Source organism: Haladaptatus marinus (genome assembly GCF_051194195.1).
Window position 1 is genome coordinate 69,349 of record NZ_JBLZNK010000007.1, and the last position, 14,049, is coordinate 83,397.

20 protein-coding genes are annotated in these 14,049 nt (G+C 55.8%); 7 read left to right on the forward strand and 13 right to left on the reverse strand.

Translation table 11 applies throughout. The features are described from left to right. Positions 1–121 precede the first annotated feature (121 nt). Positions 122–616: a hypothetical protein gene (locus tag ACN2TU_RS22260; protein ID WP_435158535.1), complete on the reverse strand. Its 495-nt coding sequence runs from the start codon at positions 614–616 to the stop codon at positions 122–124. 99 nt (positions 617–715) lie between these two features. Here ACN2TU_RS22260 and ACN2TU_RS22265 point away from each other — a divergent pair, with 99 nt between their 5' ends. The 3 genes from ACN2TU_RS22265 (at position 716) to ACN2TU_RS22275 (ending at position 3,573) form a co-directional block, all read left to right on the forward strand. Then, a complete protein-coding gene (locus ACN2TU_RS22265) occupies positions 716–967 on the forward strand; it encodes an AbrB/MazE/SpoVT family DNA-binding domain-containing protein (RefSeq protein ID WP_435158537.1) in 252 nt (83 codons plus the stop codon). Further along, on the forward strand, positions 968–1,402 hold the full coding sequence (locus ACN2TU_RS22270) for a type II toxin-antitoxin system VapC family toxin (protein WP_435158540.1): 435 nt from the start codon (positions 968–970) through the stop codon (positions 1,400–1,402). A gap of 353 nt (positions 1,403–1,755) precedes the next feature. Further along, positions 1,756–3,573, forward strand: a complete 1,818-nt coding sequence (locus ACN2TU_RS22275; RefSeq protein ID WP_435158542.1) for a SulP family inorganic anion transporter — start codon at positions 1,756–1,758, stop codon at positions 3,571–3,573. Positions 3,574–3,612: 39 nt separating this feature from the next. Here ACN2TU_RS22275 and ACN2TU_RS22280 read toward each other — a convergent pair whose 3' ends face one another. Beyond that, positions 3,613–5,220 carry an MFS transporter gene (locus ACN2TU_RS22280; RefSeq protein ID WP_435158968.1) on the reverse strand — a complete coding sequence of 536 codons (1,608 nt, stop codon included), beginning with the start codon at positions 5,218–5,220 and terminating at the stop codon, positions 3,613–3,615. Between the two features lie 291 nt (positions 5,221–5,511). Between ACN2TU_RS22280 and ACN2TU_RS22285 the strand changes: the two genes are divergently transcribed. Then, positions 5,512–6,651 carry a DUF1214 domain-containing protein gene (locus ACN2TU_RS22285; protein ID WP_435158544.1) on the forward strand — a complete coding sequence of 380 codons (1,140 nt, stop codon included), beginning with the start codon at positions 5,512–5,514 and terminating at the stop codon, positions 6,649–6,651. A 236-nt stretch (positions 6,652–6,887) separates the two neighbouring features. Here the strand turns inward: ACN2TU_RS22285 and ACN2TU_RS22290 are convergent, their stop codons facing one another. The 9 genes from ACN2TU_RS22290 to ACN2TU_RS22330 form a co-directional block, all read right to left on the reverse strand. Beyond that, positions 6,888–7,274: a hypothetical protein gene (locus ACN2TU_RS22290; RefSeq protein ID WP_472850222.1), complete on the reverse strand. Its 387-nt coding sequence runs from the start codon at positions 7,272–7,274 to the stop codon at positions 6,888–6,890. Further along, positions 7,165–7,647, reverse strand: coding sequence for a DUF8008 family protein (locus tag ACN2TU_RS27020; RefSeq protein ID WP_472850223.1), 483 nt, complete (start codon positions 7,645–7,647; stop codon positions 7,165–7,167). The genes ACN2TU_RS22290 and ACN2TU_RS27020 overlap by 110 nt, the downstream gene beginning before the upstream one ends. A gap of 24 nt (positions 7,648–7,671) precedes the next feature. After that, positions 7,672–8,127: a toxin-antitoxin system TumE family protein gene (locus ACN2TU_RS22300; protein WP_435158549.1), complete on the reverse strand. Its 456-nt coding sequence runs from the start codon at positions 8,125–8,127 to the stop codon at positions 7,672–7,674. Continuing rightward, positions 8,124–8,660, reverse strand: coding sequence for a DUF7342 family protein (locus ACN2TU_RS22305; RefSeq protein ID WP_435158550.1), 537 nt, complete (start codon positions 8,658–8,660; stop codon positions 8,124–8,126). The genes ACN2TU_RS22300 and ACN2TU_RS22305 overlap by 4 nt, the downstream gene beginning before the upstream one ends. Positions 8,661–9,012: 352 nt before the next feature. Next, on the reverse strand, positions 9,013–9,681 hold the full coding sequence (locus ACN2TU_RS22310; protein ID WP_435158551.1) for a hypothetical protein: 669 nt from the start codon (positions 9,679–9,681) through the stop codon (positions 9,013–9,015). Beyond that, entirely contained in the window at positions 9,674–10,066 is a 393-nt protein-coding gene (locus ACN2TU_RS22315) for a hypothetical protein (RefSeq protein WP_435158552.1), read from the reverse strand. The genes ACN2TU_RS22310 and ACN2TU_RS22315 overlap by 8 nt, the downstream gene beginning before the upstream one ends. Then, complete coding sequence (locus ACN2TU_RS22320) at positions 10,063–10,395, reverse strand: hypothetical protein (protein WP_435158553.1); 333 nt, start codon at positions 10,393–10,395, stop codon at positions 10,063–10,065. Before ACN2TU_RS22320 ends, ACN2TU_RS22315 begins: the two co-directional genes overlap by 4 nt. Beyond that, positions 10,392–10,772, reverse strand: a complete 381-nt coding sequence (locus ACN2TU_RS22325; RefSeq protein WP_435158554.1) for a hypothetical protein — start codon at positions 10,770–10,772, stop codon at positions 10,392–10,394. Before ACN2TU_RS22325 ends, ACN2TU_RS22320 begins: the two co-directional genes overlap by 4 nt. 56 nt (positions 10,773–10,828) lie before the next feature. Continuing rightward, positions 10,829–11,323 carry a hypothetical protein gene (locus tag ACN2TU_RS22330; protein WP_435158555.1) on the reverse strand — a complete coding sequence of 165 codons (495 nt, stop codon included), beginning with the start codon at positions 11,321–11,323 and terminating at the stop codon, positions 10,829–10,831. A gap of 264 nt (positions 11,324–11,587) precedes the next feature. Between ACN2TU_RS22330 and ACN2TU_RS22335 the strand changes: the two genes are divergently transcribed. From ACN2TU_RS22335 to ACN2TU_RS22345, 3 genes are all read left to right on the forward strand, one after another. After that, on the forward strand, positions 11,588–11,800 hold the full coding sequence (locus ACN2TU_RS22335; protein WP_435158969.1) for a hypothetical protein: 213 nt from the start codon (positions 11,588–11,590) through the stop codon (positions 11,798–11,800). 687 nt (positions 11,801–12,487) lie between these two features. Beyond that, complete coding sequence (locus ACN2TU_RS22340; protein ID WP_435158557.1) at positions 12,488–12,736, forward strand: DUF8139 family protein; 249 nt, start codon at positions 12,488–12,490, stop codon at positions 12,734–12,736. A 23-nt stretch (positions 12,737–12,759) separates the two neighbouring features. Next, entirely contained in the window at positions 12,760–12,948 is a 189-nt protein-coding gene (locus tag ACN2TU_RS22345; protein WP_435158558.1) for a hypothetical protein, read from the forward strand. Positions 12,949–13,234: 286 nt separating this feature from the next. Here the strand turns inward: ACN2TU_RS22345 and ACN2TU_RS22350 are convergent, their stop codons facing one another. Further along, positions 13,235–13,585 carry an SHOCT domain-containing protein gene (locus tag ACN2TU_RS22350; protein WP_435158559.1) on the reverse strand — a complete coding sequence of 117 codons (351 nt, stop codon included), beginning with the start codon at positions 13,583–13,585 and terminating at the stop codon, positions 13,235–13,237. Positions 13,586–13,647: 62 nt separating this feature from the next. Next, entirely contained in the window at positions 13,648–13,944 is a 297-nt protein-coding gene (locus ACN2TU_RS22355) for a hypothetical protein (RefSeq protein ID WP_435158560.1), read from the reverse strand. Between the last annotated feature and the right edge of the window lie 105 nt (positions 13,945–14,049).

Here is a 14,049-nt window from a genome sequence, read left to right on the forward strand (position 1 = left end):
GCACTCCACCGTACCCAACCTCTTACTACCACCATGTGTCACCGGCAGTACGGTGTGAATCTCGGGTGGTGGTGTGGTTCGAGCGGGGGTTCTGCGAACCCCCGTGATTACAACGCTATAATTAGCGCCCTCCGTTCCCTCCCGCGTTCGCTTCGTGTGCTCGCATCCACCCGGCTAAGTCGGGATGAGCAAACGTGATCTCGATGTGATGCCCACCGACACCCATCGCGTCGTCGATCGACAACGTCCGTGTTTCTTTGTAGGTCACACCGGGCACACGTTCGGCCATCTCCTCCATGACGCGATACCCGTCGTTCTTGTACGCACAGCCATAATGAGTCGCAACCTCCCGATAGCCTAACTGTGCAACCATTGCATCATTCGTCTTGGCGACGTTCTTCGCGTGTTCGAGGACGTCGAGATACTTGTCCTCGACTTGTTGACTCTCGGCTCGCTTCTCACGGAAATTGACGAGCTCGGTGTTCTGTTCCGAGCGCTGCACCGTCTCGAAGAGTTGGCAGCCTACATTCGAGGCTTCCGCGGCGAGATTCGGTGAGTCATCGTCAACGCTTTCTTCAGTCTCGTAATCCCACACGAGATTGATGAGTTGTGACACTGACGCCCGAACTCGTGCATTTTTTCCTCTGTGTCGGTGAGACTGACGGTAGTGTGAGCACACACTACATTTATATCGAGCGTTCCCCTCATGGTCTGTATGAGCAGCGAGAGCGTGGATTCCGAAAGCAAAGTCTCGGGGAATCAAGCGAATATTCCCGCACGAATCCGTCATGAACTCGATATCGATGATGGCGATAAACTTCGTTGGCAGCTCCAAGATGACGGTACGGTTCGTATTCACGTCGTCCAGCGTCGAAGTGGTACGTTTAGTGACTTCGGCGGATACGACGGCGACGACGAGACTGACGTAACGACGGAACACGATGCGTGGGGCGTCGACGTCAACTAAATGCCACGCGCACTCATTGACACAACCGTCCTCTTCGCTGCCGCCTATCGTCGAGACAGTGCACACGACGCTGCACTCCCGATTGTACAGGCTGTAGACACAGCATCACTTCCGGAGGCAGTTGTCCTTGATTACGTGCTTGCAGAGACGCTAAACGGGCTGATCACGCACGCTGGGCACGACGCTGCAACGGACTTTCTCGACCGGCTAGAGGAGAACGCGCGCTTTCACATCGAGTTCTTGACCACCGACGCCTTCGCCACCGCGAAAGCGCTCTTTCGGCAATACGAGCGATTCTCGTTCGTTGACGCCTGCATCGTCGCCTACATGCAGACTGAAGGACTCGGCTACCTCTATGCATTCGATGACGATTTCGATGCAGCGCAAGATGTCTACCGACTCGATACTGCAACAGATCCGTGTCAACCAGAATAAACGACGCACGTCTTCTTCCGCACGAGTCGGTCGGAGGGCACAGAGCGGTGCACAACCATACGCGATTGCGTTCGCAGCTGAGTCGATGGAGCCATGACCTGTACTCTACGTATTCTGGCTCTGTTGAAACCATTAACCAGTGACAATTTGACGAAGTCGTGCTGAATAGAGAGCGCAAATGAAGCACGCCAACGATCTCAAACAGGAGGTGATTAGGTCGGTCAGTGCTGAGAGAATCTCTCGGAACGGCTGAAGCGATCGTTTGACAGTCCCGACCACTCTTGTATAAGAAACTTATGTTTTATAGACACCATCTATTTACAAGGAGTCGTCGTACGAGCGCGAGTTGGGGTATGACAGTACTGCCGGCACCGCGCGAGAGAAAACAGGTACCAACCATGAGCGACAAAACACACGACACGACGGCTGACTCAGAATCGGAAACGGAACGTCTACGAAATCGGGTCAGCCACCGATTCTCGTCGATCCTTCCGGTGTTCGAGTGGCTTCCGCAGTACGACACGTCGTGGCTTCGTCTAGATGTCGTTGCGGGAATCACCGTTGCGGCGTCGGTCATTCCTGAAGGGTTGGCGTACGCGTCGCTGGCGAACTTGCCACCGGAGACGGGCTTGTATGCCGGGTTGATGGCCGTCATCGCCTACCTCTTTCTTGGCACCTCTCGGCAAGTCATCGTAGGTCCCACCTCGGCACTGGCGATCCTGCTCGCGAGTGGCGTCGGATATGCAGCTTCCGGAACCACCGCCTCATATGTGTCTCTCGTCATCGTGACGACGCTCCTCGTGGGCATCATCGCAGTGGTTGCGTGGGCGTTGCGGTTGGGCTTTCTCGTCCACTTCATCTCGGGGTCGGTGCTCACAGGGTTTTCCGCCGGAGCGGCGTTGTATATCATGTCCACCCAACTCACCAAACTATTCGGGATCGAGAGTAGCACGGCGGGCGGTTTCTTCGGGCAAACCTTCTTCGGGCGGGTATGGTACATCTTGACCCATCTCGATATGACGAACCCCGAGACGCTAGCTGTCGGCGTTGCGGGCATCGTGTTGCTCGTCCTCGGTGACCGGTTCGCACCCCGTTTTCCAACCGCGCTCGTCGTCGTCGTCCTCGCGATCGTGCTCATGTCAGTGACGAATCTGGAGGCCCGCGGCGTCGACATCGTCGGATCGATCCCAAGCGGTCTGCCCGCGCTGACGGTTCCGACGATACCCGATATCTCGACGCTGGGTACTCTCATCCCCATCGCCGTTGCGTTATTCCTCTTATCATACGTCGAAGGCATCGGCGCAGTCGAGACGTTCGCCCGACGCCACGACTATGACATCGATGCGAATCAGGAACTGCTGGCCGATGGCGGCGCCAACCTCGCTGCTGGCCTCGGTGGTGGATTCGCCGTCGGCGGCAGTTTTTCCCGGTCAGCGCTCAACGACGCCGTCGGTGGCAAGACACAACTCACGAACGCCGTCGTCGCGCTCGTCCTCGTCGTTGTCCTCCTCTTTCTCACTGGCGTGTTCACGAACCTCCCGGAAACAATCCTCGCATCGATCGTCATTGTTGCCGTCAAGGGTCTCATCGACATACCAGCTATCCAGCAACTGTACCAGGTGAGCAAGAGCGAGTTCGCCATCGCGATGGCAGCCTTATTTGGGGTTCTCACAGTCGGAATGCTCTGGGGCATCTACGTCGGTGTCGTCCTTTCGTTGTTGGTCGCAATCTCTCGGGTCAGTCGTCCAGAGACACACGAACTCGGTCGGATCCCCGGGACGGATCAATTCGTCGCCCTCGACCTGTATCCGACAGTGAGGACCATCAGGGGTGTGTTTGTCTACCGCGTCGAAGCCGAACTATTTTACGCGAACGCAGAGACGGTTCGAACCGACCTCCTTGACCGTCTCGCGAAACGCGACTCCGACATCGAACTGGTCGTATTCGATCTCACCTCGTCGCCGACGGTTGATTTCGGGGCCGCACAAATGCTGGAGGAACTTCAACAGAATCTCGAATCGCGTGGCATCAACCTCCGTTTTGCGGGGGCGGAGTCCGACGTTGTACAGATATTCGAGACGACGGGACTCGCGGCGAACGCTGGCGGTGTGAAAACCGAAGAATCGGTCGCTGACGTCATCGACCGGTGGAGAGCGGAGCCAGCGGCCTGATTGGGATCGCGGATGCCACGTCCTGACGGGCGTGGTGTCTCACTCTTCAGTTTCAGGCGGGGATCGCGGCAGGAACGTCGATGCGATAAGCAGGAGTAGCACAAACAGTACGAGGAGGAGCAGCGCCGCCTGCTGAGCGTCAAACATCGCAGCCTCAAAGATACTCTTGAGTAATTGTTGTTGTGTCGGAGTGAGTTGGTTCAGGAACTGCTGCTGCGCGGCTTCGGTCGCCGTCTCTGCTGCATCTTCGAGCGCGATTACCAGATCATTTCGTTGCTCCACTGAAACGGTCACGTGTTCTGCTCGGAGTACTCTATCGACGACACCACCATAGAACTGTCCAAGAAAAAACGAGCCAACGACTGCTGTCCCCAAGGAAAATCCTATCGAACTGCTCACGTTCAGGACTCCGGATGCCTCGGCGGAGTCCGCGGTAGGGACAGCAGACATTGTCATATTGGTGATTTGTGCCAATATGAGTCCGACACCAGCTCCATAAAGCGCCATTGGGATAGCCATCTTGCTGATCGTCTGACCGGGGCCTGTCTGCTCGTACAACAGCACGAGTCCAAAGCCCATACACACGATGCCACCCTGGATAAGCGTCTTTGGCGAGATGAACTTACGCCAACTGGGCGTAAACGTTGCAAAAAGGATTGACGCAAGAGAGTACGGTAACAACGCTAACCCAGTTTCAAAGGCGGTGTATCCAAGTACGGCCTGGAGATAGACCGGGAAAATAAAAAAGAAGCCAGCCGAGATTATCGAGCGAATATTGTATGTGATAACACCGGATAAAAAAGAGCGGTTCGTCAGTACATTCAGCGGAACGAGCGGCGACTTCCCAGCACGTTCCATCCGACGTTCGTACTGAACGAACGCGGCGAACGCGAGCAATCCGACCCCAAGGAACCAGATCGCCGGCGACGTGCCGAGCGGGTTGAACTGTACGTCGCCGACGAAAAACGGTCGCCTCACGAGTAGCCACCCGTACTTCCCGCTGAGAAGGAATCCCGTAACGAGCGACGTCGCACCGACGATGGACAGAACTGTCCCACCTTTATCCAGCGAACTGCGTGTTTCTGACAGTGGGGTCGGACTCACATACCGAACGAAGAAGAGAATAACCCCCACACCAATGAGTTGGAGCGCAAATCCCCACCGCCAACTCGCGTATGTGGTTAGTGCTCCACCGATAATCGGTCCAAGAGTCGATCCAACCCCGCTCACGCCAGCCAACAGTCCGAATGCCTTCGCCCGATCATCGTCTTCGTAACTGACTCTCAATACAGTGTATGTCAGGGGAAATATCACAGCGGCCGCGGAACCCTGGATGAATGACCAGCCGATATAGAGGACCGTAGTATTCCAGCTCATCGCCGCCACCAGCGTCCCACTGGCAAATATGATCAGTGCAACTGCCATTACACGCCGACTACTATGCCGAGACGGCAGCGTACCGGCTGGGAGAATCAGCGCAGCGATCACTAGTGAGTAGAGTGAAACTGCCCCTTGAATCACGGTGACTGTGGTATCAAACTCTTCCACCATCGTGGGAATCGCCACGTTCATCAGGGATGCATTGAGAACCACAAGGAACGTCGTCAGACTCACGGCGATTGCTGGGGCCCAGTATTGTATCCTCATCTTCACGTTCGTAGAGAGATGAGAACTTCCGTTGGAAGTAGACTCATCTGGACACATACAGTGGTCTACAACTTTGACCCTCAAAATAGCATAGCCGCGGTTAGATCATTCAGTGTCGATCGAACCAATATCGAAGTACGGCTGAATCGGTCATTCAACAGTGCTCACTTCCACCATATTAAAATCTTATGAAATTTTGCCATCATCTCTTTATTTGGGGTTGTCGTAGGAGAGTGGGAGTTGGGTGGAGCAGTGCTGTTGGGCATCGCGCGAGAGAAAGAGAAACCAGCCATGAGTAACGAGACACACGACACGACGGCTGACTCGGAATCCAAAACGATACAAGCAACACGCCGAAGTGCGCTTCAAGGAGCAGGGCTCGCCGGCTTACTCGCACTGGGCGTCGGTAGTGCCAGTGCTCGCCAAAACACACCGACCCAGACTACCAACCAAGCCGAGCAACAGACGACGGACAATACCAATGCAGTCCCGGTGACATGGGCGAACTATCCACGCGCCAACTGTCATGCTTCATTCCAGGCAACCGTCGACAAGGGCGGGTTCGGACAGCTCTATAATGTCAGAAATATAGCCCCTATCGGGGAGCAGTTGGACGTCGAGACAAATCGTGACACGCTCTACTCATATGGGGTCTTTGATCTGACCGAGCCAGTTACCATCACACTCCCAGACAGCGGTGACCGATACATGTCAATGAATGTGCAGAATGAGAGTCAATATGGGAAGATGTGCGTCACCGAACCTGGCCCGTACACGATCACACAAGAGCTCACAGAGACTCGGTATGCTGGCGTCGGAATTCGCACATTTGTTGACCCTAACGACCCGGACGATGTAAAGCAAGTCCAAAAACTCCAGGACGAGATCGGCGTAGAACAAGCATCGGCAGGGTCGTTCGAGATTCCCAACTGGGATCCGCAATCATTCAAACAGATCGACGACGCACTCACGACAGTCTTTACCACGCTCGAGAACTTCTCAGGCGCGTATGGTGACGTCGGCCAGGTCGATCTGGTGAAATTTTTCGTCGCCAGTCCGTCGGGGTGGACCGGCGTCCCGCAGCCGTCGGAGGCGCTCTTCCTCCAACGGATTCCCACCCAGAATGACGGCACAACGCCATACGAACTCACCGTCGACGAAGATGTTCCCGTCGACGCGTTCTGGTCGGTTAGCGTCTACAACCGCGACCTGTACTTCGAGAAGAATAAGCACGACGCGTACACGATTAACAATCTGACCGCAGAGCGAGCCGATGACGGCAGTGTCACGATCCATTTCGGTGGTGATCCCGACCAGCCGAACTTCATCTACACGCCAGAAGGATGGCACTATATCGTCCGGCTCTATCAACCGCGCAAGCCAATCATCAACGGGAGCTATCAGTTCCCCGAAGCCCAGCCAGTTACGTGAGGCAAGCGCACGGATATTTTCCGTGATTGCTCCTGGCAATCGGTTTGCTGCACATTACACCGTTGTAATGGAGGGGAATCGCGAGAGCGACCCCCTCCGTTTCGCAGAAATAGACGCACTCCACCGTCGCCAACACACTACTACCACTATGTTTCACCGGCAATGCGATGTGAATCTCGTGTGGTAGCGTGGTTCGAGTGGGGGTTCTGCGAACCCCCGTGATTACAACGCTCTAATCAGAGTCCTCCGTTTCCTCCCGCGTTGGCTTCGTGTGTTCGCATCCACCCGGCGAGGTCGGGATGCGCGAACGTGATTTCGATGTGGTGACCACCGACACCCATCGCATCGTCCACACACAGCGTTCGTGACGTTTTGTAGGTCACGCCGGGTACACGTTCGGCTATCTCCTCCATTACCCGATAGCCGAGTCGGGCAACCATTACGTCGTTCGGCTTGGTGACGTTCTTCGCATGCTCGAGGAGATCGAAGTTGCCCTTGGCTTGCTGGTTCTCGTCAGTTCTCCTTTCGAAGCTGATCCGCGAGCTCATCCATTCGGTCGACGAATACCTCCGTTCGAGCACGAACGCACTCAAATCGAGATCCAGTGGTTCGTAGCCGTTCACGCCACACTTTGCCTGCGAGTTCGTCGGGCTTGCGATTCGGGACGGACGCGAGCATCCCGTCGTCATAACGTGCGAGTCGTTGCAGTGGGAGCAGGTCTGCCGTCGAATTGGCAACGCTGCCACCACGACCGAGGACATCGTCCTCACCGGGGAGTCGGAAGTAGGTCTTACCGTCGTCTTTGGTGATGCGCTCAAGCGAGTTTCCCTCAACTGTAATTCTGTCCTCTTCGACGTTGTCGGCGAGTAGGCGGGCACCTTTCTCGAACTCGCGTGCTTGCAGTTCGTCGATGCGTTCATCACGGGACTGGGTTTTGCGGGTGATTGCCTCTCGGTGGGCTTGTGCAACGCTTGCAGATGTTTCTAGTTCTTCGATTTGGGGTGGCCTTTTGCTTAGTGGTCACCCTTGTGACTGCGCTTTCCACTGCCGAGTGATGCGCTGTTCGATGGCAGCAAGTACCGTCGAGAGTACATCTAACGGATGCACTGATTCGAGCGAAATATCCGCAACGTCATTTCCATCTGGTGGTTGGTGAAAATGGAGACGGTCATTATGCGAATTGGGGTGACGGTCCCACCGACATTCCCAGCTTTTGCTATCGTGTGTTTCGATGTAGTGGATCGAAAAATCACCTGTCGTAAACCACCGAATATCCAACCGGGCAGCGTCGACCATCGATGGATAGCGCCCTGTATCGAGTAGTGCACGAAGTGATCGTGGTTCGTAGCTATCGGGCGTGAACTCTGTCGCTGCGACGGTCGGTTCGTCGGTCAGAATCCGTTCTAAGAGCCGGAGTGTCTGTCGATCCGGTGGCCCTGTTGTCTCACCACCGTTCTCTGTTGGTGGTGGACTCATGCTGGGACGAGATGGCCGTCATTCTGTGCTAGCTGTCGAGCGAGTTCGTAGAGACGAATATCTCGCTCGGCAGCATGCCACTCGCTCACCGCCTCCATCCGTTCGTGAATCGCATCGTGGTCGTCCTGTGCAAAGACCTCGACCGAGGATGGGTCCGTTGTTTCGAATCTGTCTTCGAACTCCTCACGGTGTGCTTCGAGTCGCTGGACTCGCTCGATGATGTCGTCGACCGTGAGATCGGTCGCGATGCGACTGGCTTCTTGCCATTCGAGATAGCCTTCGTTGCGCTCATATCGAGCGGGGCGACTTTCGCGGTCAGTACGCGCGATTCCCATCTCGACGAGTCGTTCGAGGTGCTTCTTGGCGGCGTTTGGTGAACACGCTGCGGTCTCTGCGATTTCAGCATAGGGTGTCGGCGTCGTAATTGCCAGGATCGTATCGTAGACCCGCCCGAATGTGTCGGTGTTTTCCCGCCACCGCTGTCGGATGTTGTCGGTGGTATCTGGGTCAGGGGTGGGATCGAACTCGGTCATTGGTAGTGCTACGTGCTGTTTCGCAATATATGCTTCGAACTCGCAAATATTTGTGATAGACAAAGGTCGACGATTTCTCGGAGCCACAAAGTTAGTATCGAATACTAACGTTGGCGAGTTTTATTTCGGAGTACAGAAGTGAGTTTCTCCCGTGTTCGCTCGCGAGCAGAAGCAACTGACACCGTCGTCAGAACCATTTCACGCATCACCGCCCTCCCTCCAACCGCAAACCAACCGCAAAACAAGGTATACTCCACAGTAATCGATAGTTGCTTGCATCGATTCGTGTCGTGGTGTTTTGATTCGTGTTAGATTGGTGTCCCTCTCGGGATGGGTGTACTGACGGGGTTGCCTACGTGGTCACTGACGACGCTGTCACTCTTGTGTCCGTACTCTGTATAGAGGAGAACGATCGATGTTGCTTGAGCATCCAACCGTGTTTGTCGTGCTGGAAGAATGTGAGTCGCCCCTGCGATAGCTGTTCGATCCGTCGGCAAGCGCGGTACACCTGTTTCCAGGCGAGATGCTCGTCGGTGGCTGTGGAGAGAAGCGACTTGAGGTTATCACTCGTCTTGAGGAGGTTTCCCTGCGGTGTCTTGGTTGACCACTCTTCCCAATGTTCGAACAACGCCACAGCACGCCGATCACTGGCCGAGACGTGGTCATCGAGTGCATCTTCTCCAATCACCGAGAGCCGTTCGAGTGGCGTCCAGTCGTCTGCTGGTGTACTCTGTTCGTCAGTGCAACTGCTGGTGGCGTCGATATTGTCTTGGAGATCAGCGATGTCGTCATTGGCACTCTCGATTCCCACTCCAAGGGCATCCATCCGCTTTTCCTGTGTGTTTTGTTCGGCTTCGAGTTCATCCACTCGCTGCTCGAGGTCGTCGATTCGTTCGTCTTTCTCGGCGACTTCCGCTTTGAGTTCGGTGATTGAGTTAGCGAGTGTCTGAACGTGCTTGGCGAGCTCGCTGGTCGAGACATTTTCGAGAGTGGACGCTCCGGACGTGGCGGGGTTACTCATTGGCAGACACCTCCACTGTGGCCGCAGTGTCCTCTGCTGGCGTGGAGAGACGCGGCAGGTGGGCGATGGTAGTGAGCGTGCCGATACAACGGGTAGTCGTGTCGCTGGCGGTGTGGGTGTACTCAAGAACAGTCATGGCAGAATCGGGCTGACTGGAACAGTGGTAGGTGGCTTGCTGAATGTCGTCCTGTGCAGTCGTGGTGATCGGTGAAGCCGTCAGAACGAGATGCGGTGCACAGCGTGTCGGTGCGTTCGTCTCTTTGACCGTGAGGATCGTCCGTGGCAACTCTGTGGTCGTGATACGAACGCGGTCACTCGGTTCGAGGTGTGTAACGAGTGCGTCGGCATCGCGAGGATTCAACGGCTTTGGTGCATACCCACTCACGCCTGCTCACCTCCGGTCGGATTGACGATGCACTCGACCGTGGCATACGTGCGCAACCAAGCATACGAGCCGGAGGGGGTGCGTCCGTACTGATCGAGCTCTGTGTCGGTGTGCTCATACTCATCGTAGTAGCTGTACTGCAGCCGATACAGATCGTTCGACGGCGTCGCAACGTACAGGACGTGCTCGCCGGGCTCGGGGCCACGACAGGAAAGCGTGGGTTCGTGGTGCTCACACTGATAGATGACGCCCGTGAGCGTGCGCTTTTCCGTGTTGATTTGAATCGGGTCGGTGCACGCCAGCGCGAGGACCGATCGCTGGTCGGTCATTGCTCGGCCTCCCGTTTTTCACGAAGGCGCTGACAGAGCTGGCAGGGTGCATATTCATCGTCTTGTGCCTCTGTGCGAGTGCAATAGGCGAGTGGGTTGTCGGTATGCAGTGTACAGAGCGAGTGGTTGTCCGCGTCGAGTTCGTGATAGGCGAAGGCGTCACCTACGAATTGATCGACGATCGCGACCGTCTCATCAGCAGGATAGGGGTCGGCGGCGATGCGCTGGTCGCGTTCGGCGTCGGTGAGGTTGCTTGTGAATCGACTGTCACAGTAATGGGAGTCGGTAATCTGCACCGCGTAGGTGCCACAGTCCGGACAGCGTTCGAATGTGTCTTCGATTTCGTCGGGGGTGATCGAGGTGGACGTGCGGGTCATCGCCAGTCACCGCCGATGGCTGTTGATCTCTGGGAAGGGCTTGCTGTGGGCTGCATCTACGCGCACACCTCAGTTGTGGAGGTGGGGTGGGTGGCGTCGATGTCGTAGCACCGTTTGAGGATACGCTGGTAGTGTGCGCGGGTTTCGGCGTGGGTTTCGCCCGGTGGTGTCGAGGGGAGGTTCGGATTGCCCGTTTTGGTGGTGGCGACCGAGCGGTAGGTGTCGGTGTCCTCGGGAATCTGGAAGCCCTCTTCTCCGTAGTCGATCGGGCAGCGACGTTCGAAGAATTGCTGGCAGTCCGGCGTGGCGTAGATGCAGTACAAGTAGGGGTCTTGGCTGGTGGTTTTGGTTCGGGTTTGAAAGCCCACTCGGAGTTCGACAAGGTACGCGCGAGTGAGTGGCTCGTCGGTGACGGGTGTAGGTTGGTCGGGGTCCTGAGTGGCGGTTTCGGGTGTGGGTTCGAGGCGCTTGACGGGGTGGAAGGTTTTTGTGCCGAATTGGGCCTCGAGGGAGAGCAGTCCGCCGTTGGGTTTCTCGTCGAAGGACGCCATCAGCAGTGTCCTCCCGAAAAGGGTGGTTGGTAGTCGATGCGTTTTTCTACGGAAGGGGTATTGCTAGTCATGCTTCGTCCCAAGCGAAGCGCGGTCGGTGTCCTACCACCGGCCTTTCTACAAGGTAATCCGCGCTTCTCACCTACAGGTACGCTACAGAGACCCTTATAGGTTTGCAAATATGCAAAGGTTTGCAAATGTGGATAGTTTTTATGCCTGTATGTGATGTGTGTATATACAATCATGGAACAAACGGATAGACGAATGGCGCGAACTCGCGCACTACTAACAGAAACGGAACGAGAATACATTGCAGGAGAAGGGAACCCAACCGATTCCCAACGATATCAGGCAATTTCCAGAGTAAGGGAGCGAATTCGTGATGAACTTCCGAAAGATATCGAACTACTTGCTGAGCATCATCCAGAACTACTTAAAGAGCTTCGTGAAGAGACATGCAGTACTCAGAATGGCTGATGCTTCTCCTCACTCGACGGTGCGTTCGTTGGAATGCTTGTGGTCGCGGTCGCGAACTACCTCAGAATCACGAGCGGGATCGAGAGTTCATTTCTACCGTCTGTCGGGTTGTTATTCTGCAGTGACGGGTGCGTTCTAGAGCGTGTTTCAGTTCATGACGACACCGCTGGCGTTTGTGGCTATTTGGAACGTGTAGGTGTTGTTGATGTTTCTGCCGTTGTTAGTGGGACGAATACGCTATTGCATTTGTAGGAATAGTATCGTGGTTAGGTATGAATTCGACCAGTTAGAGTCGTTTCCCTATGTCCCTGGCTCCAAAAATGCGATCCTCAATTCAGAGCCGATTCATCCCACCGGAGAGCCAATGCGGATGCAGAGGGACCTCTCTGATGACTACTATCTCTATGTCGCGCTAGATCAGGGGAGTAAGAAACGGTATCTGACGAGATTCGCCGAGCTATGTGGTCTGACTGCTGAATTCGACGGCGGATGGTGAAGATATACCCCACCCAAGTTCATTTGTTTCTCGCCAGCGTCATTCCAGTTTCCTTTGGATCTCTCCGCTACCAGTTTATATCGGGATTTACATCACAATCATCCTCAGTATTGGCCAGGGAATGGTTGGCCATCGAATCACGCAGATGTTCGGTACCGATAAAAACGCTCCACACAGAATACCGAGTATCGATGGAGGACGTGCCCCAACCAGCGAGCGAGCCCTACCAACCGGGCGACGACGTACAGGTCTACCTGTCCAAGACTGATCCCGATAGCGAACACCACGGGAAAGAAGGCACCATCACGGACGTCCTGCAGGACACTCTCGGAGACGAGACTGGGCGCGAACTAGACTCCTATAGCTACCGCATCGAAACCGATGGTGAGGAAATCGATGTCTGGTTCCGGCATCGCGACTTGGTACCGGTATCACAGTAACCAATTACCGATACTCCACTGCAATGGGCGATAACGAACGCAAACTTACGTGGCCACAGATCAAAGATGCACTCGAAGTTAACGAGGATCGCCTTTGCAGTGCGTGGCTCACGGGAAGTTTTGTGACCCCGACGAAGGACGTCACGCAAGAGAGCGATGTCGATGTTGTCCTCGCATTTGAGACCGACGAGGCCATAGACGAATTCGACTAAATACCGAACGGTGTCGGATTGCCGCCAGGGTATGGAGACGCCATCGGTTGACCGCCTCGCTTCGCCGAAGTGAGGCTGTCCAAGAGCGATAGCTCTAGCCACTGGAGCCCCATCTCTTCGATATCGACGACACTATCTAGTCATCTGACCTGCTGTGGACAAAGGATCTCCATCAAATTTACCGATGATCTGGTGATAGCGCCCGGAACACGAATTACGACAAAACTACCCTGGATCTTACCGATAGAACGGACATCTGGCGATATTATAACAGATACCGGGAGGGTTACCCGGCACGTTCCAGTTGTTCACGCCGCCGTTCGAATTCATCGTCCGAGAGCTCGCCACGCGCGTAGCGCTCTCTGAGGACCGCCAGCGGCCGTTCGTCGGTTCCGTCTCCGTCACGCCTTGCGAGCGCCAAGACGAGGTAGAGCGGGATTGCGATGAGCAATCCCATCCAGAGGAGCCCCCAGAGGCCCATGGCTCCACCGAACAGTCCCCAGCCGCCGCCCATCATGCCGCCGCCGTAGCTTCCGCCCATGGCGGCAGCCGTACCGGTCGTCGCGACGAGCAGGGGGACGGCGAGTAGCGTGAGTCGACGGGTTGTGCGTCCGAAGTGAGTGGTGAATTGGGTCATGATCGTGAGTTGTGGGGTGAGTTTCCGTGTTCGTTCAACGCGTTCGGTACGGTCAGGGTTCGTCAGCAGTGGCCCTGTCCGTACATCCCGCCGCTGTAGTCATCGTCAGCCATGTCCTGGGCCATCTCGTCGACGGTCACACCCATGTGTGACTCCATCCACTCGACGCTACCAGGGCCCATGTGGTCGGTCATCTGTGCTTCCATCCAGGCAGCCCAGTCAGCTGCGTTCCCATCGTAGGGGGGCGCGTCGTCAGCGGTCGTTTCATTGCCGTGTGCGGTGACCACGGGCGCGGCGAACGCGAGTCCGACGATCGCGAGTGCCACGAGCAGCCAGCGGCCGATGTTGAAGTTCGTCATTGGTCTTCCCCTCGGTTACTCGTAGGATCGCTCGGGAGTTACCCCCATGGGTGTGAATCCGCGTAGGAGAACGTCCGAGAACGTTTATAGGGGGTTCTAATCGTT

What these genes read in the sequence shown, in the direction of transcription:
- ACN2TU_RS22325 (WP_435158554.1), bottom strand. Translation starts at nt 10,772, where the DNA reads ATGACCCGCACGTCCACCTCGATCACCCCCGACGAAATCGAAGACACA.
- ACN2TU_RS22310 (WP_435158551.1), bottom strand. Translation starts at nt 9,681, where the DNA reads ATGAGTAACCCCGCCACGTCCGGAGCGTCCACTCTCGAAAATGTCTCG.
- ACN2TU_RS22270 (WP_435158540.1), top strand. Translation starts at nt 968, where the DNA reads ATGCCACGCGCACTCATTGACACAACCGTCCTCTTCGCTGCCGCCTAT.
- ACN2TU_RS22350 (WP_435158559.1), bottom strand. Translation starts at nt 13,585, where the DNA reads ATGACCCAATTCACCACTCACTTCGGACGCACAACCCGTCGACTCACG.
- ACN2TU_RS22320 (WP_435158553.1), bottom strand. Translation starts at nt 10,395, where the DNA reads ATGACCGACCAGCGATCGGTCCTCGCGCTGGCGTGCACCGACCCGATT.
- ACN2TU_RS22305 (WP_435158550.1), bottom strand. Translation starts at nt 8,660, where the DNA reads ATGACCGAGTTCGATCCCACCCCTGACCCAGATACCACCGACAACATC.
- ACN2TU_RS22265 (WP_435158537.1), top strand. Translation starts at nt 716, where the DNA reads ATGAGCAGCGAGAGCGTGGATTCCGAAAGCAAAGTCTCGGGGAATCAA.
- ACN2TU_RS22335 (WP_435158969.1), top strand. Translation starts at nt 11,588, where the DNA reads ATGGCGCGAACTCGCGCACTACTAACAGAAACGGAACGAGAATACATT.
- ACN2TU_RS22275 (WP_435158542.1), top strand. Translation starts at nt 1,756, where the DNA reads ATGACAGTACTGCCGGCACCGCGCGAGAGAAAACAGGTACCAACCATG.
- ACN2TU_RS22280 (WP_435158968.1), bottom strand. Translation starts at nt 5,220, where the DNA reads ATGAGGATACAATACTGGGCCCCAGCAATCGCCGTGAGTCTGACGACG.
- ACN2TU_RS22300 (WP_435158549.1), bottom strand. Translation starts at nt 8,127, where the DNA reads ATGAGTCCACCACCAACAGAGAACGGTGGTGAGACAACAGGGCCACCG.
- ACN2TU_RS22340 (WP_435158557.1), top strand. Translation starts at nt 12,488, where the DNA reads ATGGAGGACGTGCCCCAACCAGCGAGCGAGCCCTACCAACCGGGCGAC.
- ACN2TU_RS22345 (WP_435158558.1), top strand. Translation starts at nt 12,760, where the DNA reads ATGGGCGATAACGAACGCAAACTTACGTGGCCACAGATCAAAGATGCA.
- ACN2TU_RS22285 (WP_435158544.1), top strand. Translation starts at nt 5,512, where the DNA reads ATGAGTAACGAGACACACGACACGACGGCTGACTCGGAATCCAAAACG.
- ACN2TU_RS22355 (WP_435158560.1), bottom strand. Translation starts at nt 13,944, where the DNA reads ATGACGAACTTCAACATCGGCCGCTGGCTGCTCGTGGCACTCGCGATC.
- ACN2TU_RS22330 (WP_435158555.1), bottom strand. Translation starts at nt 11,323, where the DNA reads ATGGCGTCCTTCGACGAGAAACCCAACGGCGGACTGCTCTCCCTCGAG.